Below are 23,697 nucleotides of genomic sequence, written 5' to 3'. Positions count from 1 at the left end.
AGTCAGGAGATGATAAAAATGCTACTACGAACAGGGGACGCTGAATTAGTGTAGAGACATGACTAATAATATCTGTGAACTAGTGGTGGTTAGCGCATTGCTGACGCGTAGTCGAAGGGCCACAAGCGCGAAGCCAATCAACGCGAAGCAACAGTCTCCGAAAGCCATTTCTGCTAAACCATCAATCGGTAAGCAACCCACAAATCCGACATTTCCAATCCGACATTCATATGCAAGCTTATATCATTGATGGCGTACGAACGCCCATTGGCCATTTCGGCGGTTCGCTGGCCACTACCCGCGCCGACGATATGGCTGCCATAGTCATTCGGGCGCTCGTTGACAAGAACCTCACCATTCCTCCCGAAGCCTACGCCGATGTGATCCTGGGCTGCGCCAACCAGGCGGGCGACGATAACCGGAACGTGGCGCGCATGGCCCTGCTGCTGGCCGGACTACCCTACACGGTGCCGGGCGAAACTGTAAACCGACTCTGTGCCTCGGGGTTGTCGGCGGTCGTGCAGGCGGGGCGGGCCATTCAGGCGGGCGACGGCGAGGTGTTTATTGCGGGTGGCGTGGAGAACATGACGCGCGGCCCCTGGGTTATCTCCAAAACGTCGAAACCGTTTGGCAACGACGCCGAAATGGCCGACAGCAGTTTCGGATGGCGATTCATTAACCCCCGTATGCGCGACCTGTATGGCGTTGATGCGATGGGCGTAACAGCCGAAAACCTCGCCGGGATGTACCAGGTCAGCCGTGCCGATCAGGACCAGTTTGCCTATTGGTCGCAGCAGAAAGCAGCCGCAGCCCGGCAGGCGGGTCGGTTCGCACAGGAGATTGTTGGTGTAGCTATTCCGCAGAAAAAAGGCGACCCGCTTCGGTTCGACACGGATGAATTCATCAAGCCAGCGACAACGCCCGACGGTCTGGCGAAACTGAAACCGGCTTTCAAAAAAGCCGAGCAGGGCGGCACCGTCACGGCGGGTAATGCGTCGGGGCTGAACGACGGTGCGGCGGCGGTGCTGGTCGCTTCTGATAAAGCCGTTAAGCAGTATGGTCTGAAGCCCCTGGCCCGAATAGTCAGTTCGGCGGTGGTGGGGGTAGAGCCGCGTATCATGGGCATTGGTCCCGTGGGTGCTACGCAACAGGCGCTGGCCAAAGCCGGGCTAACGCTGGATCAGATCGACGTGATTGAACTGAATGAGGCCTTTGCGGCCCAAAGTCTGGCCTGCATACGCCTGCTCGGTTTGGCCGACAACGATCCGCGTATCAACCCCAACGGTGGTGCCATTGCCCTTGGTCACCCGCTCGGTATGTCGGGCGCCCGCATCCTGTATTCGGCCGCACTGGAGCTACAAGGACAACAAAAACAATATGCCCTGGTCACCATGTGCGTCGGCGTCGGCCAGGGCTACGCGGTAGTGCTGGAAAGGGAGTAATGGAGGAGAGGTAGGAAAGGAGAAAGGGAGAGCAAACTTCACCATTCCAACCTTTCCTCCTAACCTGTTCTCGTTTATTCCCTTCCTCCTTTATTCCCTTCCTCCTTATTCCTTTCCAGCCTTTCCTCCTTTCTATGAAACACGTACCCCAACTTACTGCCGCTGAGGCTGCTTCCCTGGTCAATGATGGCGATACACTATTGCAGGGCGGTTTCGGTATGACAGGCAATCCCGTACACCTGATGCACGCCCTGGCCGAACTGGGCACAAAAAACCTCACGTTCGTGGGCAACAACACGGGCGAACCGGGCCTGGGCGGGGGGCGGCTGCTCCGAAACGGGCAGCTTAAAAAGATGATCGGCTCGTTCTTTACCAGCAACCCCGACGCGGTCAGGGCGGCGCAATCGGGCGCGGTGGCCTATGAACTGTTACCCCAGGGTACGCTGGCCGAGGCCATTCGGGCGGGGGGCGCGGGCATTGGTGGTTTTTATACGCCAACGGCCGTAGGTACGTTGATCGCCGACGGCCATGAAACCAAAGTGATCGACGGGGTAGAGCAGGTGTTCGTCAAAGGGATTCGGGGGAACGTGGCCTTTATCCGGGCCTGGCGGGCCGACACCGCCGGTAACCTGACCTACCGCATGACCGAGCAGAACTTCAACAAAGCGATGGCAACCGCTGCCGATCTGGTCATTGCCGAGGTGGAAGAGATCGTGCCCGTTGGGGCCATTGCCCCCGAACACATTCATACGCCCGGCTGCTATGTCGACTATCTGGTGCAGGCAACCCTTACGCCCGACGATCTGGGCATGTCGGTATCGGTATCGGCTGGAAAGCGGGTAGACGATGCCCGGATGAACATGGCGAAACGAGCCCTGGCCGAACTCCGGCCTGGTAACGTAGTCAACCTGGGCATCGGTATTCCGACCCTGGTAGCTGATCTGATCACGCCTGAACTCGGCATCATGCTCCATACCGAGAATGGCATGCTGGGCGTCGGACCAGCGCCTACCGATGGGGGCGGGGCCATGCACTATCCGGTAAATGCGGGCAAGATTCCGGTGACGGCCATTCCCGGCAGCAGTTATTTCGATAGTGCCGACTCGTTCGGGATGATTCGTGGGAAACACATCGACGTAGCCATCATGGGCGGGCTGGAAGTAGACGAGGCAGCCAATCTGGCCAACTGGGCGGTGCCGGGCAAGCCATTGCTGGGTGTCGGTGGAGCTATGGACCTGGCCTCAGGCGCGAAAAAGCTCATCATCACCCTTACCCATACCAACCCCGACGGCTCATCGAAGCTGGTGCCGAGCTGTACACTGCCTATCACCGCTCTGAACGCCGTTGACCTGATCATTACCGACCTGGCCGTTTTCGCATTCCCCGACGGCAGGCTGACCCTCATCGAACTCATGCCCGGCACTACTCTCGACGACGTACGCGCCAAAACCAGCGCCCACTTCATCGAACGACTGAGTTAGTAGGTACTATACTGATATAGTTGGGGCTATATTGCTTCGCGCTGTATTGCTTTGCGCTGTATTGCTTTGCGCTCTAGGCCCTGAGCCTGTCGGGGATCGCAGCGGCGAACCGGCCTAGTCGAAGGGCCTACAGCGCAAAGCAATACAGCGCGAAGCAAATCAACCCACACAACCCGCTTCACCGAAACACACGCTTAAAAAAGCGGCCATCTTGCTTTTGCCTTGGTACGGCAGGTTATCTTTCCCGGGCGAAAATCAGCATTTTGCCGTCAACTCTGTAAGCGATGAAACACGTTCTCCGAAGTCTGCTCTTTCTGTTTTGTACACTACCTGTCCTGGCTCAATGGCAGCCGCAGTCCGTCAACACCGACGCCAGTTTCCGGGCCGTCAGCGTGGCCGGTCCCGATGTGGTCTGGATTGGCGGCACCAAAGGCACCTTCGTCCACACCGCTGATGGCGGAAAAACGTGGCAGACCGGCACTGTTCCTGATGCCCAGACCTGCGACTTCCGGGATGTAAAAGCCGTTGATGCTCAGACGGCCTATTTCATGAGCGCCGGACTGGCGGAGAAAGGGCAGGCCCGCATCTACAAAACCACCAACGGCGGCCAGTCCTGGACGCTGCTTTACCAGACGCAGCAACCGGGCGTGTTTCTGGACGGCATCGATTTTTGGGACAAACAGCACGGCATTGTCTTCGGCGATCCCATCAACGGCAAGTGGTTCATCCTGACAACCGACGATGGCGGCCAAACCTGGCAGACCGTACCGCCCGACCAACTGCCGCCTATGCAGCCGAACGAAGCGGCTTTTGCGGCCAGCGGCACCAGCCTTGTCGTACAGGGCAAGCAAAACGTCTGGATCGCCTCGGGCGGCGCCACGAACGGACGCGTGTTCCGGTCTGGCGATCGGGGACGTACCTGGGCTGTTGCCACCACGCCTTTGCCCGCCGGCGAAGCAACGGGCCTGTTCGGGATGCAGTTCTTCAGCGACAAAAACGGAATGGCGGTTGGCGGCAACTATAAACAGGAGAACCTGCCGGGGCTCAACGCCACCATTACCCGCGACGGTGGACAAACGTGGCAACTTGTCGCCGCCACCAACCCACCCGGCTTAAAAGAAGCTATCTCGATACTCCCCGGTGATTACCTGCTGGCTGTTGGCCCATCAGGCACCAGTTTATCCGCCGATCAGGGCCAGACCTGGACTAAACTCGATCTGGAGGGCTTTCATTCTGTCGCCTGTGCCAAAGGCACCTGTTACGCCGTTGGCGCGAAGGGGAAGGTCAGCAAACGGGTGTTTAAATTTAAGTAGAGGTGTTGAGTTAGGACACTTGCTGATAGTTTCAATTTATGATCTTACTAATCAGTTGGTAATGTTGAAAAAAATGCTTAATTTAAAGGATAATTACAATTGTCAATTGCGTGGAAATAAGGCTTCAATTTTAACATTCATCATAAGTAAAACTGTTTTAAATAGACAAAAAATGAACAGTAAATTTACCAATTTTAATTATAGCAATGAGTGGGCTAAGGATAACACGTTAGGCGGTAAAGCCAAGGAATTTTATTGGAAAATGGACGATACGAATAGTCTACATATTTCTCGATTATTTAAGAATAAGGAAGACCTTCGGCAACATGACGTAGAATTCTCCGCTCCACAGCTTGACCTGATTATGGCTTATGTTGAAGAAGCGGAAATTGTACGTCTTGGTAATAGTGTATCAAAACTGACCGATGGAAGCGAGAAGGAAGGATTAGGTCGCTTCATACTAGAATCGCTGAACTTACCTCTGACAACGGCGCAAGCGTCAAGTCAGATAGCTACTCTATTTGTTCAGGCAGCTATCTGGCAGTTGGAACGAAAAGGAGGTATGCAGTTTAAAGCCAATAAGGTCTCTTGGAAAGAGTTACTCCGTAACTACTACAATAGAGGCACAAATACCGTTATCAATTAGAATAATTACTCCTTTCGACGTACCCGGCAGTTTGCATGTTACATTGACGGACTGCGCGGTTACGATCGATAGGGTAGGCGCTTGAATTATAAATTCTAAAAATCAATTGTTTTTGAGCCTCTATCAAGCCAAGTATGAAAAAACCATTTACTCTGACAGTGAGTCTGACAACTCAACAAATAGACTTAAGTTTAGGAAATGTCAAGGTAGGTCTCGCCAAATATCTGAACATCCAAAAACGACTGAGTGAACTAACTGGCAAGCCATTAAAGGATAATACAGATTTTAGGAAAAGCTTCAACGGCTTCTATCGCATTCGTCAAAAGCCAGCCGCTTGGTATGATACCTTTTATGAGTTGCTTGATGAATCGCGGGGTCAGTCAATTGATTTTTCAACCATACTTCGTTCTTTGCACAGAGCTACAAACCGATATGAGGCATCGTTTGCAAGCAAATTGGTGGCAACTTTGGACCCACAGATGCCTGTCATTGATTCAATCGTGTTGAAGAATTTAAATGCCAAACTTCCTTATCAAAGTGATCCAAATAGATTTGAAAGTATTTGCTCCCTGTATGAGAAAATAAATCGGTGTTATATAGACTATTTACAGAATGAACAAGGTAGGTATTTAGTTAATCAATTTAAAATAGTTTATCCGAATGTAGATATTGCAGAGATAAAGATGTTAGACCTAGTTCTATGGCAATCCCGGTAGATAGCTTCGATATGTATTTAGCCACGAAGACATACAGAGAGCAGTTAGTAGATATAATTAATAGTTTGTGTGAGGCAAGAGAAATTGTATTTGGACAGATTGTTAATTTTGGAATGCAAAATGAGTTGAAAGAAATTGATGAAGTTTTTGCTGTAGGTGACACTTACAATTTCAGTATTGAACACTTCGAAACCTCAAACGATACCAATCTGGTGAAGGTTTTTGAATTGTGTAAAAAGATTCAAGAGACTGTGGAGAGTTTGATGAACTTGAACCTTATTGAAGAAGAAGATTTACTTCAAGATGAGTAAAAATGAGTTGTGATATGGCGTATTTAGTTGATAGTTAAAAATAGCTAAATTCACCAAGCAAGTTGCTGAGATAGAGACTGATTTAGAAAAGCTTGTTTACACCATGAAAACGCTTCATATAACAGAACCGACGCAGTATCCGGCCTTTTGGAACGAAGAATGGCTACGTCGGGCTATCGAAGAGTTGGATACGCGCAGAATGACTCCTGAAGAGCGGGCGTACTTTGCGCGCGTAACAGCGGCCAATGCCGAAGCGGTTAAAGCGGAGAAGCAGAAGATTCAGGAAGCAGAGGCGGCACTTAAAGCTGAAGCTGTTACAAATGCGCTAAAGCGCGGCAAACTTACAATTGACGAAATCGCGGAAGATAATGCCGTTTCGGTAGCGTTTGTACTTGACATTCAGCGCAGATTATCCATTTGATAACGAGTTTAATACGCCAACAAGCCGCGCTCAGTATCGACTGGCGCGGCTTGTTGGTGAAGGAACGTACCTGGGGTTTTGCCAGCCCTGGCTGAAGGAACGTCACGATCCTTCAGCCAGGGCTTGGCACCTTTTAATAAGAACGCCGCAATCCCTCCCTTGTCGGGATGACAAAAACCCGGTACGTTCCTAGTTCAACCTGTTTACTTCTTCTGCTTGAGGCGTTCGTCGAGCATTTTGATGAAGTAGCCGCCGACGACGGAGCGTGCCTGGAAACCGACCTGCTTGGCGTTGGTGGTCTCGTGCCAGTCAGAGAGGGGCACGCGCGTGGGGGTTTCGTTGGCGTACTTCCAGATAGGGTCTACCAGCGCTTTGAAATCGCGGTCTGAGTCGGTCATGGTGGCCGTCCAGATGATCCAGTCCGACTTGGTGTAGGTCTTGCGGCTATCCAGCGGCAGGCCGTAGGGCTTCTGGTTTTTCAGGTAGAAGTCGATCTCCTGCTTTGCCACTTCTTTCGGAAACACGTCGAGGCCCAGCAGCTTGTCCCACACGATGTTGTATTTCTGGCTCCAGCTGCCGGGCGTTTTGTCGAAGGTCAGGGCGTAGTGGTCGCCGTCTTTGTCCAGCTCCATCCAGCGGCGGGCCATGTCGCGGGCCAGCGCCAGGTGCTCATCGGCCACTTTCTGCTCGCCGAGTTGCCCGGCCATCTGTCCGTAGGCGGCAATGCCCATAATGGCCTTGGCCGACAGGTTGGCGTTGCGGGCCAGGTGACCGGCGAAATCATCGGTACACAACTGATTACCGGGGTCGAAGCCGTCGCGTTTCAGGAAGCCCACCCATTTGGTCAGCGTGGGCCAGTGCTCGCGGGCGAAGTTGGGGTTACCATCCATCTTCACCGAAGCGGCCGTCAGAATGATCATGTTACCAGCTTCCTCCACGGGCATATCCTCGCCGTAGGTCTGTCCGTTGGCGAGTGGGTACGTCCCTATATCGTGGGCCGGGAAGTCTTTCTTCCACTGACCCGACTCGCTATAATCGAAGATAAAGCGCAGCAGCCCTTTGGCCAGCTCGTTGTTATACAGCAGAAACATGGGCGCCGATGGGTACGTTACGTCGACGGTACCGATGGAGCCGTTCGAGAAATTTTCTTTCGAGAGAAAGAAGACTTCGCCCTTTGGTCCAGCCACGATCTTGTGGGCGGCAATGGCCTGTCGGTAGGCCAGTTGGCACAGGTCAGCATACTCTTTGCCACCGGCTTTGCGAGCTTCGTTGTAGAGTTGCCTGTCGAAATCGGTGCTCTTCTGCCGGATGCGGGTATAGTCGGTTTCGGCGGCTTGCAGGGTTTTCTCCATGGTCATGTTGGGGTCACGGTGCCACCAGCCACGCAGGTTCTTGCCGAAATACTGCACCGAATACAGATCGTCGTAGCCCAGCAGCAGGTGTTTGGCGGTACTTTCCTTCGAGACGGTCCCCAGGTTCAGCACCGTAGCCAGCGTGACGTTACCAGCCAGATCGGCCACGTTTTTGCTGTTCGCGGCCAGCACGCCTTTGCTGGAGAATGCCTGTTTCAGCGCCGCTGCTTGACCAGCCACAACCCGGTTGCCCATTCCCTGTGGCACCGCCAGATAGGCATAGCCCCAGTCGATGCGGACGTTGTCGCCTTTGCGGCCCAGAACGGATTGCGCTTTGGTGCCCACTGAGGCGTAGGTCAGCCCGGCCCCCTGCCCGGTTTTCGTCACCACCTCCTGTCCCGTGGTGTTGGTCGCTACCGTGGCCGCTTCCCCGAAATAGACCTGCACCGCGTGCGGTTTGCCATCCATCGACTTGGCCTCGAAGGTGACGTAACTGACCGGACGAGCGGCTATTTCCAGCTCATCGAGCAAGAGCGGGGAGAGGAAATTGGCGTGCAGCTCAACCGGGCCAGCCGTAAAGGTGTAGTCGGTCTGCGTGGCGGTCACGTTGACGCTATTCTGGATCGCCTGCGATACCGTTGGCACAGCGGCCGGACTCACCAGCCCCACATCGATGAAGGACCCACCCACCGGGCTCACGCAATGCGCCGCCAATACGTTACGCCCTTTGCGCAATGCCTGCTGCCCCTCGGGGGGTAATGCCAGGTAAATGTATTCGCCCGCACAACAGGGTTTGCTCACCAGCAAAACGCCGTTCAGATACACCGACACGTCATCGTCGTGACTAATCGCCAGCAGTAGTTTCGACGGGTCTAGTTTACCATCGTAGGTGAATTCGCGCCGGATGTGGATGCCGTTTTTATCCGTGCGGCTGCTGAGCCAGGGCGTCCGTGATTCGGGCGTATCGCCGAACGGGCCGGGGCCTGTTTTCCAGCCCTGTGCGTTATAATCCGGCTTTTCCCACCCCTCGCCGGGGTCGGTCAGCGTGTATTGAGCGGTATAGGGTTTCGCTTCACCCGTGGGCAGCAGCGCATTATACACGGTCGGCGAACCACCCAGGAACTGATACGTCCGGCCATCGACCCGCACAATGCCTTCGAGCGATTGTGGCTTGCCGGTCCAGTGGCGGGTGGGGCTGTCGGTGAGTCGGTCGGTGGTACTCCAGATGCTGAAATACGGGTCGTGGGTAATCAGCGGGTAGGCGGGTGGACGTAGTGTCTGCGCCTGTACGGTGGTAAACGAGAGTGCAGCGGCAAGCAGTACTAAGCTGAACGGTCTTTTTTTCATAAGGAGTGCTTGTTGGAAGCTGGCAGCTGCGGAAATAGCCACCAACAGCCAGTCGTTTCAACGTAAAGCAAGGTGGGTAGGTAATTATCCTATCCCGGCACTCAAGATTGATTGACTGGCCCGCTTTGCAAAGGGTGTCCTCCGTCTTCAGTCTTCCGTCCTCTGTTGCTCCGCTAAACCACAGTCAGGTACATTAGCAGAGCAACAGAGGACGGAAGACTGAAGACAGAGGACACAAGATTATTTCCCCGCTATCGGCCCCGAATTACTGATGAACGCTACTTTCTTGCTGTCGGGTGACCAGGAAGGGGTATTGATCGTGCCTTGTCCGCCGTAGAGATAGGCGATTGCTTTAGGTTTGGTTTTAACCGGATTGCCGTTTTCGAGTGGCAGGTGACGCAGGTATACGCGCTTATAGAAGGGGTGATCGTCAGGCTTTACGTCCTGGCCGAATGATAAGAATACCATCTGCTTTCCATCAGGGGAGATGTGCGGAAACCAGTTGTTGAATTCGTCGTTGGTGATCTGTTCCTGCTCACTGCCGTCGGGCTTCATGCGCCAGAGCTGCATCAGGCCGCTGCGGGTCGAGTTAAAGTAGATGTACTTGCCATCGGGTGAATATTCAGGACCATCGTCCAATCCTTTCGCCGTCGTGAGTTGCACCTCCGGGCCACCGTTGGCCGGTACTTTGTAAATGTTGTAGTCGCCGTCGCGCTGGGCGGTGAATACCAGCCATTGGCCATCGGGCGACCAGCCGTGCAAGTATGAATGGCCAATGGGCGTAATGCGTTTGGGGGTGCCGCCCGTGATGGGCACCGTGTAAATGATCGATTTAGGGCCGTCGGGCGTGGGCGTGTTGCTGTTGCTGAGGCCCAGCATCTTGCCATCGAACGAGATCACGTGGTCGTTGTTGTTGTTGGTCACCTCGCCGGTATTAAGCAGGGTTGGTGTCTTCTTCTTCAGGTCGAAGCGGTAGATCTTGCCGTCGCCGTTGTAGATCAGTGCCTTGTTGTCGAGCGTCCAGTTCGGGGCCTGAATCGATACGGGTGAGTGGTACAGTTTTTCGCGGTGACCAGTGGCTACGTCCATCACTTCGAGGTCGCTGCCGAGGTATTGCCTGTAGGGAACCAGCGTAGCGGGGGCTGGTACGTACATACGCACATCCTGAAAAACACCCTGCTCGACCACATCTTTGTTGTGCGACCCGATGAACAGGCCCACGTATACTTCGTCGCCCAGATCCAGGTCGGTCACTTCTTCCGTCACGAAGGTGTCGCCGAATTTAGCCACCGACATAATGTATTTGTTGCCCTGCCGCTCAAGCTGAATCACGTCGGCACCGGTCAGTTTTGACCGAACTTCCTCCGTTTTCGCCCCCTTCGTGCGGCGGAATTGCAGCGAGGTCAGCCCATCGCCATGCTCGGCCGCGTTGATGTGCGCCGAGTTGCTATCCAGGCTGCTGCGGACCATCCAGCCCACTTTCCGGTGCGGGTCAACGCCTTTGCCGACCAGTGAGGCACGGGTGGTCAGGATGAAGTCACCTGTCATGCGTTTCCACATAAAATGGAATTCGTCGTGGTCGAACCAGATGTTGTAGCCCGCGCCCGACATTTTGTACTCATTCGTTTTCGGGTCGAACTGCGCTGACCCCTTTCTGGCCACGTTGCCAATGTCGGTATGCCCGTCGAAGATGCCGAGTTTCTGCGCCTGAGCAGGAATTACGGCTGCCGCTATCAGGCTTGCTAATAGGGTTAAGGTTAAGAATTTCATTTGGATGATTTAGGAGGTAAGGAGAGTTTTGTATGGAAGGCTTCTGTGGTGGTTCGTGCCGCTGTTGCTTTCGCGAGCTAGGTTGCTTCGCGAAAGCAACAGCAAACTGAAAATATGCTTTGTCAGTACGTCACAATCCTCAAAGTCTTCACGCCGACCTGACTACTGACCTGTAGAAGATACACGCCGGGTTGCGACCCAACCGTAAGCTGGTGCCGGGCCGTAGCTGATGCAGGGATGATGCGCTCATCAGCAACTTGACGGCCCAACGTATCGGTCAGGCGAAGGGTGAGGGGCACCGATTTCGCACCCTTGATCTCCAGGTTGACCAGGTTCCCGCGGATCGGGTTCCCTAGAACCACTAGCTGGAAGGGAGGCTCAATAGCGGTGATTACCGGGGCCACAGCTCGCCAGTCGGGCAGTTCGTCGCGGGTGATCACGTCGGCATCGAGGAAGGTCGTTTTGAGCTGGTCGAGGGGTTGTTTTTTGATGTAATCGCTGCCCGTCCAGACCGAGAACCACGACCACCAGGTACCAAACCCCCGAATTTTGTCGGCGTTGGGTAGGTTACCCGTTTCCGATAAGGTGACCAGTTTTTTGCCATTGAACGGAGTCAGCGCACTGCTCCAGTTGCCACTCATGTTCGAACTGGCGTCGGCGTAAATGTCCAGCCCTACCACATCCACATACTGATCGCCGGGGTACCAGTCGGCGCTGAAGGTGTCGGTGGCGGTGTAGACCCAGATCAGGTTGTGCAGGTTGTGGTAGTTCGTCAGGCGATCATACATAAGCGTCCACAGTTCCTTAAACGGACCAGCGCCTTTGGCACCCCACCAGAACCAGCCGCCGGGGGCTTCGTGGAGCGGTCGCCACAGCACAGGTACGTCGGCGGTTTGAAACTTTTTCAACTGAACGGCAATCGCGTCGACGTCGCTCAGAAGTAGTTTGTATTTAGCCCCGTTTTTGTCGGCCAACACCGCGGCCAGATCGAAGGTCGTGGCGTCGGTATAAAAGCCGCGCCACCAGAGCTTGTCGGGGGCCAGGTTGATCAGGTCGGTGGGGGCGTTCCAGTGCCACATCAGGCTGATGATGCCCCGGCCGTCGCCTTTCTTCGCCCAGTCGATGATGGCTTCGCTGGTACGTATGGGCTTTGCGCCGTTCTGCACGCGGGTAGGCGAGTAGTCGATCAGGTCGAACGAGCCGATGGCGGGTTCTTTGCCGGTCTTCTCCAGAATGTAGTCCACATCGTCCTGCTGCGCCGAAATCACTTTGCTGCCGTACTGGTCGACCATGTACGAGAACAGTCCCTTCGTTGAGGCGGTCGCCTGACCATCAACAAGTGTTTTAGGCGGTTTGGTCGGTTGCACGGCAGTGGTTGGTGTAAGCAGCAGGTAATCAACGTCGTAGTAGCCCCAGCCCCGAAAAACGGCGATGGTATTCTGCCCTTCTTTCAAGAGGAACTTACCCAGGTTCGCCGCGCGAAAACCCGCTGAAGTTTGGGTAAGCGTACCGTTCCCTTTTTCGTCGTTGACCTGAAAATCGATGCCTTTATTGCCAAAGGGCGATGAGTAGCCGATGCTCAGATCATACAGGCCCGCTTTGGCTGTGAACGTGACCAGTATTTTGTCCATCTCGGCGTCGAGGCCGGTAACGTACCCAGATCCTGAATAGCCTGCCGTTGCTGTAGCGATGGTCACGCCAGTCAGCACGCCGGTTTCGGCCTCAATACGGATCGGGTCGGCGGCGAAGGTGGGGAGGGCTCTAATCAAGATGAGAAGTAGCAGGATGAACCGGCTGTTACCAGCCAGCACCCGTTGATATATGTTAGATAAAGTGTACTTCATGAAAAGTATTTCAACGTGTTGATTGATTAATGAAGAGGGTTGTGTACGTTGTTTTGCGTGAGTCAAGTTGCTTCGCGCTATAGGTTGCTTTCTTGCTCCAGGCCCTTCGACTAGGCCGGTTCGCCGCCGCGATCCCCGACAGGCTCAGGGGCACAATACACATCCAGCAGGTGAATGACGAACTTGGGTGGGCTTGTCACCCTAAGCCCCGTTGTTGGTGGTTGTTTACTGTTTCCAGTTTGCTGTTTACCGTTGCTGCGCGTGCGGGTTGCTCTCGCCTGGCCCTTCGACAAGCTCAGGGTGACACCGGTGTGGCGCACCACTCCCGCCCAAGGTCGTCATCAACGTACCTGAGCTTCCTGTCGTTGTCGCTTGCCTGTGGCGAGTGACAACGACAGGGCCTCTGGCCCGTTCGTTAACTGTTCAAGACGTTAACCTCACGACCGTCTCATTAGCCACCACCGGGCCAGAGGCCCTGTCGATAGTGGTCACTCGCCACAGGCAAGCGACAACGGAGAGGACTTAACCCGAAGCAAGACCTAAAAAAAGAGCACCGAACTGCTCCGGTGCTCTTTTCACGTATAGCTAAGTTGCCAGCGGCAACGTACCTAAAGCCGTTACTTCACCAGCATGATGTTATCGAAGTAGAACACTTCATCCTGTTTGTCTGGCCCTTTGATGCGGAAGCCAATCTGCTGCATGTTAGCACCCGGTGCCCAGAAGTCCATGTCGGATAGCTTGATTTTGAAGTAGTTCCAAACGCCTGCTTTCACATTGATCTGGTTCGCATCAACGAAGTTGCCGAACCCGGCTTTGCTGGCGTCGGTGGTAACGAACAACGGATAATCGACCGATCCGCCTTTGATCCAGCCCGTCAGGTACGTATACGACGCATCGTATTTCACGCCACCCCAGTTGGCGAAGGCGATCAGGTGCCAGTTGCCTTTCTGGTAGTTTTTCGCGGCTGAAGCGGTACCAAATACAGCTTCTTTCGTTGACACAGCCCCGGCATCACCCCACGAGTTGTCCTGGTAACCAGCGCCGTAGGTATCGGTGAAGATCGGGAAGGCCTTGTCGATGTTGGTGAACTCCTGTTTGGTGCGAATCCGGCCCGTGCTGTTGGTAATGGCCAACGTACCCCGGTTCAGCGATGACGCCGGCATGGTGATGACCAGTTCCTTTTTCGATTTAGACACGATAGTTGCCGCATCCGAAATGCCCTTGACCGAATCAGCAACGGCCACCGACGTCACATCATCGAGGTTATTGCCGGTGATGGTTACTTTGGTGCCTTTCGTGAAGTCGAGCATCGAGATCGTGGTCACGGTCGGGAACGCCAGTACTTTGAAGGGTACGGTCAGCGTTTGCCCGGCACTGTTGGTGAGCATGATATTCTGCTTGCCGCCCGCTGCTTCGGTAGGTACCCGAAACAGAATAGCCCCATCGGTATTCAGCGTCGACTGAAAGCCCGCCGGTACATTCTGCTTCTCGAACATGATCGTCCGAATGTCGCCCAGGCCGGTTCCGGTCAGGGTTACCAGCGTACCGCCCGCGGCTGAGTCGGGCATAACTTTGGTGGCAACGGGGTTGCCTGGTCCGATTTGGGGACGCCCATCGGTATCTTTCTGGCAAGAGCTGATAGTCAGCCCGGTGGCCAGGGTCAGGGCAGATAGGCTCGCTACGCTATATAAAGTGTTGAATTTCATTGGTTTGGTGTTTAAATGTCAATTGCTTTGCGTCATTAGGTAGCCGTTTGTTGTCATTCATTGCCTTTTGCTGATGATGACAGCAAATGACCACCTAACGACGCGAAGCAAATAACTACTTGTAATACGGAACGGGATCTTTACCTAGCTCGGGGTCCTGCACGATCTCGCCAGCGGGGATAGGCAGGAACATCTTATCTTCCGAGAAGTTGGTGATGAAGTTCGAGTACGCTTTCGTACCCCGATCCTGCTTGTCGATAATCGCCTTGGCAGCCGCATAGCCCTGCCGCTGAATATCGTACCAGTAGTCGCCTTCAAACGCAAACTCGACCCGACGCTCGTGCAGGATATCTTTATTCGTGATCGACGATTTGGCAGGCAGACCAGCGCGGCTCCGTACTTTGTTCAGGGCGTCCAGCGCCTTCGCATCCGACGTCGACGCCTGCCCGCCCAGCACTGCTTCAGCGTAGATCAGCAGAATGTCGGCGTAGCGCAGCAGCACCACGTTGTTGCCTGAGTTTTGACCCAGTACCGGGTCACCACCGAACGTTTTGCCCGGACCAGCGAAATACTTCACAATGTTGGCACGGGTTGGGGCCAGGCTACCACCGTCGTTTACAGGCTGTAGGGTGTCATATTTAAACCCATTCGCCATAAACGCGTTGTAGGCAGGGGCATTGGCGCGCTGTGGTTTCCAGTTTGGGTTAGTCCAGCCTTGCTCCATCACCGACCATTTCCGGCGCAGATCACCAAACTCATATTCTTTCAACATATCGACCGACGGCACATACATTTCCCACGCATCCGCTTCGGCCGTGCGCAGGGCACCCGCCCCGCGATCCGGGTTTTTGATGTTGCCCGTTCCCCAGGGATCCTGCGCAAACTGGTGCTGAATCGAGAAAAGTGATTCGGCATTGTTGTTCATGCTCGACTTCGTGAACATGCCCTGGTAATCGCTCACCAGTGTGTACCTACCCGAGTTGATCACTTCCTCGGCTTTCGCTTTGGCGTTGGCGTAATCTTTCTGATACAGGTACAGTTTGGCCATCATGCCTTTGGCCACATACTTGGTCAACCGGCCAGGTACGTCCGACTCAGGTAGCCCTTTCTCAGCCGCCTGCATTTCTTCCAAGGCAAACCGCAGCACATCTTTCTGTAAATAGCGCGGGATGTTGAAGTTGCCCGACAGCGCCGTTGCACCCGGATCGGTAATGATCGGCGCGGCACCCCAGGTACGGGCGATAAAGAAGTACAGCATACCCCGGATGTAGTGGGCTTCGGCAATGGCAGGGTCCAGATACGAGGCGTCGCCACCGGCGGCTTTCTTCTCTTCAAAAGTTTTGATCATCACGTTGGCATAGCCGATGATCTTGTAGAACGCCCCCCACGACGCGCCGATGCGCTCCGATGCCGACGATACCGAGAAGTTCAGGTATTCGACGTCGGTGTAGGTGAACATGTTGCCGGCCATTACATCGCCGATAGCATCCTGTGCGCGGCTTTCGTAGTTCCGCCAGGGCAGTCCGCTGTAGAGGGTGCTGGTAGCGGCCCGCACTTCGTCGGCGTTGTTGTAGTAGTTACCGGTGGTGGTACCCGACAGCGAAGGCCGTTCAATGAAGGTTTCTTTGCAACTGGTCAGGAACAGAGCCGGAGCCAGCATGGCTGCATATACGAGTTTACGTTTCATGTCTTTTTGAGCTTTACCCCACCCCCAGCCCCTCCCTTAAACAAGGGGAGGGGGGCAATGCTCTGCTTTTGGCCGAGCGTCTCCCCCCCTGTTTTCAGGGGAGGGGCCGGGGGTGGGGTCTTTGTTAAAATTGAAGATTCGCGCCGATCGTGAACGTACGTGGGTTCGGATAGTGACCGGTGTCGACGTTCATCAGCTTGATGCTGTTGTTGAACGCGCCGATTTCTGGATCGTAGCCCGAGTATTTCGTGAAGGTCTTCAGGTTCTGCACGGTACCGTAGATGCGCAGGTTCTGAATTTTAACGCGGCTCAACAGTGCCTTAGGCAGGCGGTAGCCGATCGAGATGTTCTGAATCCGCATGTACGACGCATCTTCCACGTACCGGTCCGACATGGCCGTGTTGTTCTTGTTGGTGTTCGTGAAGCGGGGCAGCGATCCGTTCGGGTTTTCGGCCGTGTAGCGGTCGTTCACCGTGTTCATCTGGTTGGTGTAGGCGTTGTTCATGCCCTCCAGCTGCCAGCGCAGGAAGTTGAATGCCTTGGCCCCCTGGCTACCTTGCAGGAACACCGAGAAGTCGAAATCACCGTAGTTCAGCGTGTTGGTGAAGCCATAGGTGAACTTGGGCAGTGGGCTACCGATAAACGTGTAGTCCGACGCGTCGATCTTCTTGTCGCCGTTCTGATCCTTGAAGCGGATATCGCCCAACCAGGTTTCAGTCTGGTTCACCTTGTAGCCAAACTGCGGCAGGCTGGCATCGAGGTCGGCTTGCGTACGGAACAGACCGTCGGTTTGTAGCCCCCAGAACGAACCAACCGGACGGCCCGGCGTGGTGTGCGTGATCAGGTAGTTGTTGTAATACACCTTCCCGTCGAGGGCTGAAGCAGCCGAAGCGGCTTTGTCGTAGGTGTTGGTAAACTGCGTCACAACGAGGTTCGTCTTCCAGCTGAAATTACCCTTCTTGATGTTGGTCGTGGTGATACCGATATCGACCCCCGTGTTGGTCATCTGACCAGCGTTACCCAGCGGTGCTTTCAGATCGTCCCACTGGTCGCCTACACCGATCAGGTTCGGGCCGGTCAGGAAGATGATCATATCGGACGTTACTTTCTTGTACACGTCGATCGTTGCGTCGATGCGGCCGCCCAGGAAGCCCAGGTCAACACCTACGTTGGCCGTTTTCACCGATTCCCATTTCAGGTTCGGGTTCGGAATGCCGTTGATCATGTTCGACGAACCGAAACCAACTGGTCCTGAGAAGAACGTTACCGCGCCTACATACGCCGGGTTTGGGGCACCGCCGGGGAAGTTCTGGTTACCCACAACGCCATAACCAACGCGCAGTTTGGTAAAGCTCAGCACATTGGCCACCGCGCCTTTCATGAACGTCTCGTTCGAGACCGTCCAGCCGGCCGACACACCGGGGAATACACCCCAACGGTTGTTTGGCCCGAAGTTCGACGAACCATCCGTCCGGATACTGGCCGACAGCGAGTATTTCTCATCGAAGGTGTAGTTGGCGCGGGCGAAATACGATTCCATAGCCCACTGCCCCTTACCACCGTTCAGGCCCCAGGTTGTCTGGTCGGCGCTACCGGTGCTGAGGTCAAAAATGTTGGCCTGCAAATCCACTTTCGTGCCCGAGATGCTCTGGTAATACGAGTTCTGCGCCTGGTGACCCAACGTGGCCTGAATACCGTGTTTGCCCTTATAAAGGTTGTAATTCAGGTAGTTGGTCAGCGACCAGTAGTAGCTGTCAGACCGCCCGTCGATCAGCTTGCTGCGGAACGACGTGCTGCCCACGTTACCGGCTTTCTGGTAGGCAATGTTGTTATCCTGGCCCAGCGAGTACGACAGGTCGTTGCGCAGGGTCAACCCTTTGGCCAGTTGCAGTTCGGCATACAGGCTACCGAAAATGTTGTTGGTCGTTTTGGTATTGCCCCGGAACTGGCTGTTACCAACCAGGTTAGAGCCGTAGTACTGTACGCCACCAACCGTTTGGCCACCGCCCCAGGTGCCGTCGATGTTCTTGATCGGCGTCAGTGGGCTGGTCGACGCACCCCACCAGATGGTTCCTTCGGCGGCATCGGCCAGGGATACGTTCTGGATGCTGCGCGATACGTTGGCGCTGATACCCACTTTGGCCCAGCTTTTCAGTTGCGTATCGAGGCTGAAGCGCGACGAGTAGCGTTTGAAATCAGAACCGAGCAGAATACCCGTATTGTCGAAGTAGTTCAACGACAGATAGTAGGTCGTTTTGTTCTGACCGCCCGAGAAGCTCAACTGATGGTTGTTGATCTTGCCGTGCTGGAACATCGCCTCCTGCCAGTCGGTACCCGTGCCGAGCAGGTCAGGATTCTTGAACTCATCTGAAACCGGGTTACCAATGATGGGCAACACGGCGTTCTGATAGCGGGCAAATGAACGCAGATCCATCAGGTCGAGGCGACGGGCTACTTGCGACACACCCGTGTACATCTCGTAGTTGATCTTGCCTTCGCCCTGTTTGCCTTTCTTCGTCGTGACCAGGATCACGCCGTTGGCCGCCTGCGATCCGTAGATAGCCTGCGCCGAAGCGTCTTTCAGCACGTCGATCGATTCGATATCGTTCGGGTTCAGCATGGCCATCACCGAGTTGCCGGTTTGTCCGTCGCCACCACCCAGACCAGCGTAGCCAGTGTTTGACGAGGTGTTGCCACCCACGAACGGCACGCCATCGATCACGAACAGCGGGTCATTGCTGTTGATCGAGGTTACGCCCCGCACTTTCACCGACACGCCACCACCCGGCTGGCCACCATTGCTGGTAACCGTTACCCCGGCGGCTTTACCCTGCAATAACTGGTCGATACCGGCGGCAGGAATATCTTTCAGATCTGCCGCCTTCACCGTCGTAATCGACGACGTCACGTCGGCCCGTTTCTGCGTACCGTAACCGATCACCACCACCTCATCGAGTGCCTGCCCCGTGTTCTGGAGCGTAATGTTCAGCGTGGTGCGTGTACCGATCTCTACCTCCTGCGTGGTCATGCCGATAAACGAGATCACCAGCGTTTTGCTGCCGGTAGGTACGTTGATCGAGAAAGCACCGTTCGCATCGGTGGTCGTACCCAGCTGGGTGCCTTTCACTGAGACGGTGGCTCCTGGCAGCCCGTTCCCCTTTTCGTCAGAGACAGTGCCTTTGATCAGACCCTTGGTGTCTGCGAAGCTAGTGACGCCTCGCTTCGCCTCTTTTATCGATGCCAGCACGACCGATTTTTTGTCGATGGCCGGTCTTACGGTCGTTCGCTCCTGAGCACTGACGGTTAGCCAGCTGCTCAACAGTACGGCCCCTGAAAGCACATGTTTTAGCATATGAGTATAATTGGTTGTACTAATTAATGGATGTATGATTGAGTAAATAGAAGGCAAGTGTAAAAGGATGTCAAAGACTGAACCATTGGTTGTCGGGCATTTCAGGCGGTGATAAGTGCAGCAGGTTTGACCAGTTTGGCCATTGGGAGCGAGATCATGACAGAGGTGCCCCGTTCAGCGGTACTCTGCCACATGACCTGCCCGCCCAGGTAGGCAATGCGGGATTTGATGTTGGCAATACCATTGCCTTGCGATGGCGCATCCGAAAAATCACCACCCTGTCCGTCGTCATCGACGCTGACCAGCAGCGATTCATCGTTCGCCATGATCTGGATGGTAATGGTGTGGGCCTGGGCATGTTTGAGGGCGTTGTTCAGCAATTCCTGCACCACGCGATACAACATCACCGAGGCTTCATCGACCAGCGGGGGAATTTCGCCGTAATGTTCGAGCGTCAGCTCAGTTTCATTCACCAGGTTCAGCTTTTGAATCAGGTCTTCAATGGCCGGAATCAGGCCAAACGTTGAGAGCGCATAGGGGCGTAGGTTATTGGAAATAAGCCGGGTTTCAGTACAGGCTTCATCCAGAAACTGGTTCAATGGGTCTTTTACAGAAACGGGTAATTGTTCCTGATGGGCTTCTACAAATAATTTGATGCGCGACAGCTGAATGCCCAGTCCATCGTGCAGATCGCGGGCAATGCGGCTTCGTTCGCCTTCCTGCCCTTCGATCATCGCCTGCAACGATTTCAGTTCCAGCTGCCGAATTTGCTGATGGGCAATAACCGATTGCTGATGGGCAATTAATTTCTGTTGCCGACGAAGAAAAACAAGCGCGACAAAGCCCAGTACACTAATGAGCGAAATGGAAATCAAGGTTGAATTAATGATACGCTGGTGACGGCTTTGTTCTTCGGCCAGTTGTTTTTCAACCGCCAATGTTTTTATCTGACTGTCGAGTTCCTGTAGTCGAATACTTTTGGTTTGTTGTGAATAATAAAATTGGTTCGTAAAGTCCAGCGTCTTCAGCGAAGCTAAATAGGCGTTCTTGTAATCTTCCAGATGCGAGTAACTATCAGCCGTGTGCTTCGATAGCTCGCGTAGGGTAGAAATATTTTTTTCTGCTTCGGCAATGGCGTAGCTTTTCTGATAAAAGGCAATGGCCTTATCGTGCCGATTCTTGAATTGCTCAACTATACCCAGGTAAAAGTAATTAAGCGAAATAAGCCAGCTGATTTTCAGGTCTTTAGACATGGAAAGGCTTCTGGTAGCGAAGTATTGTGCCGAGTCGGGACGTTTCAGGCGCAGGTACGTATCGGCCAGCAGATTGAGCGCGTAGGTCTGAAAATAGGATTGGTTGTACTTGACGCACATCGCTTCAGTTTCCCGTAGCTGTGTGATCAGGTCTTTAGAAATCGGTTCTTTTTTTTCGTCGATGTTAGCAATACCTAACCGGCATTCAATCACCTTTGGTTTATTGGCTGTGCGGTCGAAATAACCCATTGCCCGCCTAAGGTACTGTTCTGCATACGACTGCATGAAATAGTCCTGCGTGTAGTAATTGCCGATGGTAATATGCACGTTGTAATAGCCTAGTGAATCACCCACCAGGTTATAGTATTTCATGCTGTTGAAATACGCCTCCATGGTGTGCTTATTATACCCGTATTGCTGATGGTAAAGCTGCCCTAACTGTTCATACGCTTTGGCAACAGCCCCATAATTCTTTTCGGCCTGCAATTGCTTTATTTCTTTCCTTACCCGCTCAACGGTCAGGCTGTCCGCTTTCGCGCTGGCTTGCTGGAACAAACCGCTACATCCAAAAATCAGCAGCACGAGCGCGAAAAATTTCATCTATCGACACGTCATTTTGTTTTGACGAAACACTAATCAATACATTGCATTTCCATAGCGGTTTTGATCAGTAACGCCGTGTTGGGGACGCCGAATTTCATGAGCAGGCTACTCCGGTGAAATTCAACGGCTTTGGCGCTGACAAACAATTGGTTAGCCATCTGTTGCGTGGTCAGGCCGTGTGATATCAGCGTTAGTACTTCCGATTCGCGAGGCGTTAAATTAGGCCTGAGTCCCACACCCGCAGTTGACTTTCTGACGCGGGGCTCATCGTTCAGCAGGATGTGCATGATCGACTCGTTAAAATATTGTTTCTCGCTGTGTACCGTCCGAATAGCCTGGAGCAGTTCACTTTTGGTCGTATTCTTAAGGAGGTAGCCTTTCGCGCCTTTTTTCACAACCCGTTTGATGAGGCTGGCATCATCGTGCATGGTCAGGGCAATGACTTTGGTCTGCGGGTACGTTCTGGTAATATGTTCACAGAGCCCGAGGCCGTCGTCGATTAAGGGAAAAGAGATGTCGAGCAGTACGACATCAATTGGGGTTTGCTTCAATGACTCCAGCACAGACGCCACCGTATAGCAGCGTTGCGTCACCTCAATCTCGGATGAACCGGATATAAGCGATTCAATGCCTTCAACGAAGACGTTATGATCGTCTGCAATGAGTACCCGTATCATGTATACTGTTTGTGTCTAAATAAAAGAGAAGGGGAATTGGGTACCGGTTGATGCACAAAAGGTGAAGAGTAACCTGCCAGTAATTGAATCGCACGTTTTGTAGTGACTAAGCGATACTTATTCTAATCAGATAGGAGGTAGAGCAACGGTATAAATAGAACTTTGTTTAGCAAAATTAGGACTTAGCGAGAACAAGATAGAATAGTGAAAACCCAACTTTTATAAAATTTAGGGAAAACCCTATATGATTCTAGTTACAAAAAAAGGCCAAAATGTCCTTTAAACAGCGTTTTAACTGTTTTCTCCATTAAAAATATATTTATCCTACTGATTATGTGGCGTATTGGCCAGCCGCTCTACTGGCTTCATCGGGCAAAGCGGCACCCAAGCGAAACAACTACGTTGGTTTATTAGGGGGTTCTTAACAGACCAACCTGATTACAGGCTTGCCTGCTTCTGCGATGAGCCCCTGATGAGTAGTTCGGACCGGAGAATGATCGTGTTCGTAGCCTCGATGTCCATGACGCCATTCAGGTGATTGATCAGGCTCTTGGCTGCTACCTCACCCATTTCACGACCGGGATAATGAATCGTTGTCAGGGCCGGGTTAACTACCTGAGAGACAGGATCATTATTGAAGCCAACCATAGCCACATCATCTGGAATCAACAGACCTGACTGTTTCAGGGTGGTCATGCAGCTAACGGCGCATAGGTCATTGGTGACAAAGACACCGTCTGGGCGTACCGGCAGCTGGGTGATCTGTCGGGCAATTTCTACACCCACTTCCTGACTTAAATCGGTAACCTGTACCAGGCTGTCATCGAATGGAATGTTATAATCGGCCAGCGCTAGTTTGTAGCCTTTCAATCGGTCGGCATATACATTCCGTTTCAGGTTGCCGGTTACGTGCATAATTCGCTGGCGACCCAGTTTCAGCAGGTGCGCCGTGGCTTCATAGCCTGCTTTGGCGTTGTCAATGACGATGCTTGTTGACCGGGCGTTGGTGATGACCCGGTCGAAGAAGAGCACAGGTATTCCCTTTTTGGTGAACGTGTTGAAATGCTCAATATCGTCTGTATCGTAGGCTACCGATACCAGCAGGCCATCAACGCGGCTGTTGAACATGGTCAGCGCATTGGCCTTTTCTTTGGTTACAGATTCCAGTGACTGGCTGATAATCAGGTTGTAACCCGCTTCGTTAGCCACCTTTTCCATACCCGCCAGGACGCACGACACAAAGTTGCTGTTTAGGCGGGGTACAATGACGCCAATGGTATTGGTACGTTGCCGACGCAGATTACTGGCAAACGTGTTGGACCGATAGCCCATTTCACGGGCTGTCGACGTGATAATGTCTTTGGTGTCCAGCTTAATGGCGGGGTGGTCATTAAGTGCCCGACTGACTGTTGCCGGCGAATAGTTCAACCGTTTCGCGATATCATAAATAGTAACTTCTTTCTCCATTGTTTGCGCGTTACGCCTCCCGTTTTAGACAAATTACAAAAGCTTTCGTTGTCGGTAGCTTTTACTACTATTTAATGAAATCGCTTGCATAGATCGTACCGATATAGCCAAGCTTATTTTAACCTGAAATTTATTTTTTGAGTAAATATATGAGAATTATGTATAAAGTAGGCAAGAAATTGCAGTTTACTTAGGGTAAACCCTAGCTCTTTCTCTGGAAAAATGGATTTGACCGAGATAAAATGAAATTATACAGACCAAAAATTATGCAATCGGTTGTTAATTTGATTTTTTCATAAAATATTTGCA

General features: G+C 53.3%; 16 protein-coding genes. 7 read left to right on the top strand and 9 right to left on the bottom strand.

Annotated features, from left to right (window positions below; genetic code table 11):
- The first annotated feature begins 230 nt into the window (after positions 1–230).
- From ACAW75_RS00230 to ACAW75_RS00200, 7 genes are all read left to right on the top strand, one after another.
- Positions 231–1,442, top strand: coding sequence for an acetyl-CoA C-acyltransferase (locus ACAW75_RS00230; RefSeq protein ID WP_370726642.1), 1,212 nt, complete (start codon positions 231–233; stop codon positions 1,440–1,442).
- A 134-nt stretch (positions 1,443–1,576) separates the two neighbouring features.
- Complete coding sequence (locus tag ACAW75_RS00225; RefSeq protein WP_370726641.1) at positions 1,577–2,923, top strand: 3-oxoacid CoA-transferase; 1,347 nt, start codon at positions 1,577–1,579, stop codon at positions 2,921–2,923.
- Positions 2,924–3,207: 284 nt separating this feature from the next.
- Entirely contained in the window at positions 3,208–4,236 is a 1,029-nt protein-coding gene (locus ACAW75_RS00220; RefSeq protein WP_370726640.1) for a WD40/YVTN/BNR-like repeat-containing protein, read from the top strand.
- Complete coding sequence (locus ACAW75_RS00215) at positions 4,166–4,882, top strand: hypothetical protein (protein WP_370727100.1); 717 nt, start codon at positions 4,166–4,168, stop codon at positions 4,880–4,882. Before ACAW75_RS00220 ends, ACAW75_RS00215 begins: the two co-directional genes overlap by 71 nt.
- A gap of 134 nt (positions 4,883–5,016) precedes the next feature.
- The gene (locus ACAW75_RS00210; protein WP_370726639.1) at positions 5,017–5,598 is read left to right on the top strand and encodes a hypothetical protein; all 582 of its coding nucleotides are present in this window, start codon (positions 5,017–5,019) and stop codon (positions 5,596–5,598) included.
- The gene (locus tag ACAW75_RS00205; RefSeq protein WP_370726638.1) at positions 5,583–5,909 is read left to right on the top strand and encodes a hypothetical protein; all 327 of its coding nucleotides are present in this window, start codon (positions 5,583–5,585) and stop codon (positions 5,907–5,909) included. The genes ACAW75_RS00210 and ACAW75_RS00205 overlap by 16 nt, the downstream gene beginning before the upstream one ends.
- Positions 5,910–6,012: 103 nt before the next feature.
- Positions 6,013–6,330 carry a hypothetical protein gene (locus ACAW75_RS00200; RefSeq protein ID WP_370726637.1) on the top strand — a complete coding sequence of 106 codons (318 nt, stop codon included), beginning with the start codon at positions 6,013–6,015 and terminating at the stop codon, positions 6,328–6,330.
- A 203-nt stretch (positions 6,331–6,533) separates the two neighbouring features.
- On the opposite strand, the gene ACAW75_RS00195 is transcribed toward ACAW75_RS00200, so the two are convergent.
- From ACAW75_RS00195 to ACAW75_RS00155, 9 genes are all read right to left on the bottom strand, one after another.
- Entirely contained in the window at positions 6,534–9,029 is a 2,496-nt protein-coding gene (locus ACAW75_RS00195) for a glutaminase family protein (protein WP_370726636.1), read from the bottom strand.
- A gap of 240 nt (positions 9,030–9,269) precedes the next feature.
- Complete coding sequence (locus ACAW75_RS00190; RefSeq protein WP_370726635.1) at positions 9,270–10,799, bottom strand: TolB family protein; 1,530 nt, start codon at positions 10,797–10,799, stop codon at positions 9,270–9,272.
- A gap of 122 nt (positions 10,800–10,921) precedes the next feature.
- On the bottom strand, positions 10,922–12,643 hold the full coding sequence (locus ACAW75_RS00185; RefSeq protein ID WP_370726634.1) for a glycosyl hydrolase: 1,722 nt from the start codon (positions 12,641–12,643) through the stop codon (positions 10,922–10,924).
- Positions 12,644–13,260: 617 nt separating this feature from the next.
- Positions 13,261–14,349 (bottom strand): IPT/TIG domain-containing protein, encoded by a 1,089-nt coding sequence (locus ACAW75_RS00180; protein ID WP_370726633.1) that lies wholly within the window; start codon positions 14,347–14,349, stop codon positions 13,261–13,263.
- Between the two features lie 115 nt (positions 14,350–14,464).
- Entirely contained in the window at positions 14,465–16,036 is a 1,572-nt protein-coding gene (locus ACAW75_RS00175) for a RagB/SusD family nutrient uptake outer membrane protein (protein ID WP_370726632.1), read from the bottom strand.
- Positions 16,037–16,160: 124 nt separating this feature from the next.
- On the bottom strand, positions 16,161–19,388 hold the full coding sequence (locus ACAW75_RS00170; RefSeq protein ID WP_370726631.1) for a SusC/RagA family TonB-linked outer membrane protein: 3,228 nt from the start codon (positions 19,386–19,388) through the stop codon (positions 16,161–16,163).
- A 101-nt stretch (positions 19,389–19,489) separates the two neighbouring features.
- The gene (locus ACAW75_RS00165) at positions 19,490–21,241 is read right to left on the bottom strand and encodes a tetratricopeptide repeat-containing sensor histidine kinase (RefSeq protein WP_370726630.1); all 1,752 of its coding nucleotides are present in this window, start codon (positions 21,239–21,241) and stop codon (positions 19,490–19,492) included.
- Positions 21,242–21,273: 32 nt separating this feature from the next.
- Complete coding sequence (locus tag ACAW75_RS00160) at positions 21,274–21,921, bottom strand: response regulator (RefSeq protein WP_370726629.1); 648 nt, start codon at positions 21,919–21,921, stop codon at positions 21,274–21,276.
- A 438-nt stretch (positions 21,922–22,359) separates the two neighbouring features.
- On the bottom strand, positions 22,360–23,388 hold the full coding sequence (locus tag ACAW75_RS00155; RefSeq protein ID WP_370726628.1) for a LacI family DNA-binding transcriptional regulator: 1,029 nt from the start codon (positions 23,386–23,388) through the stop codon (positions 22,360–22,362).
- Positions 23,389–23,697: the final 309 nt, after the last annotated feature.

The organism is Fibrella arboris, from assembly GCF_041321095.1.
Classification (GTDB): Bacteria; Bacteroidota; Bacteroidia; order Cytophagales; family Spirosomataceae; genus Fibrella; species Fibrella arboris.
Note: the sequence above shows the minus strand (reverse complement) of the source record. Positions and strands in the feature narration are given on the sequence as shown.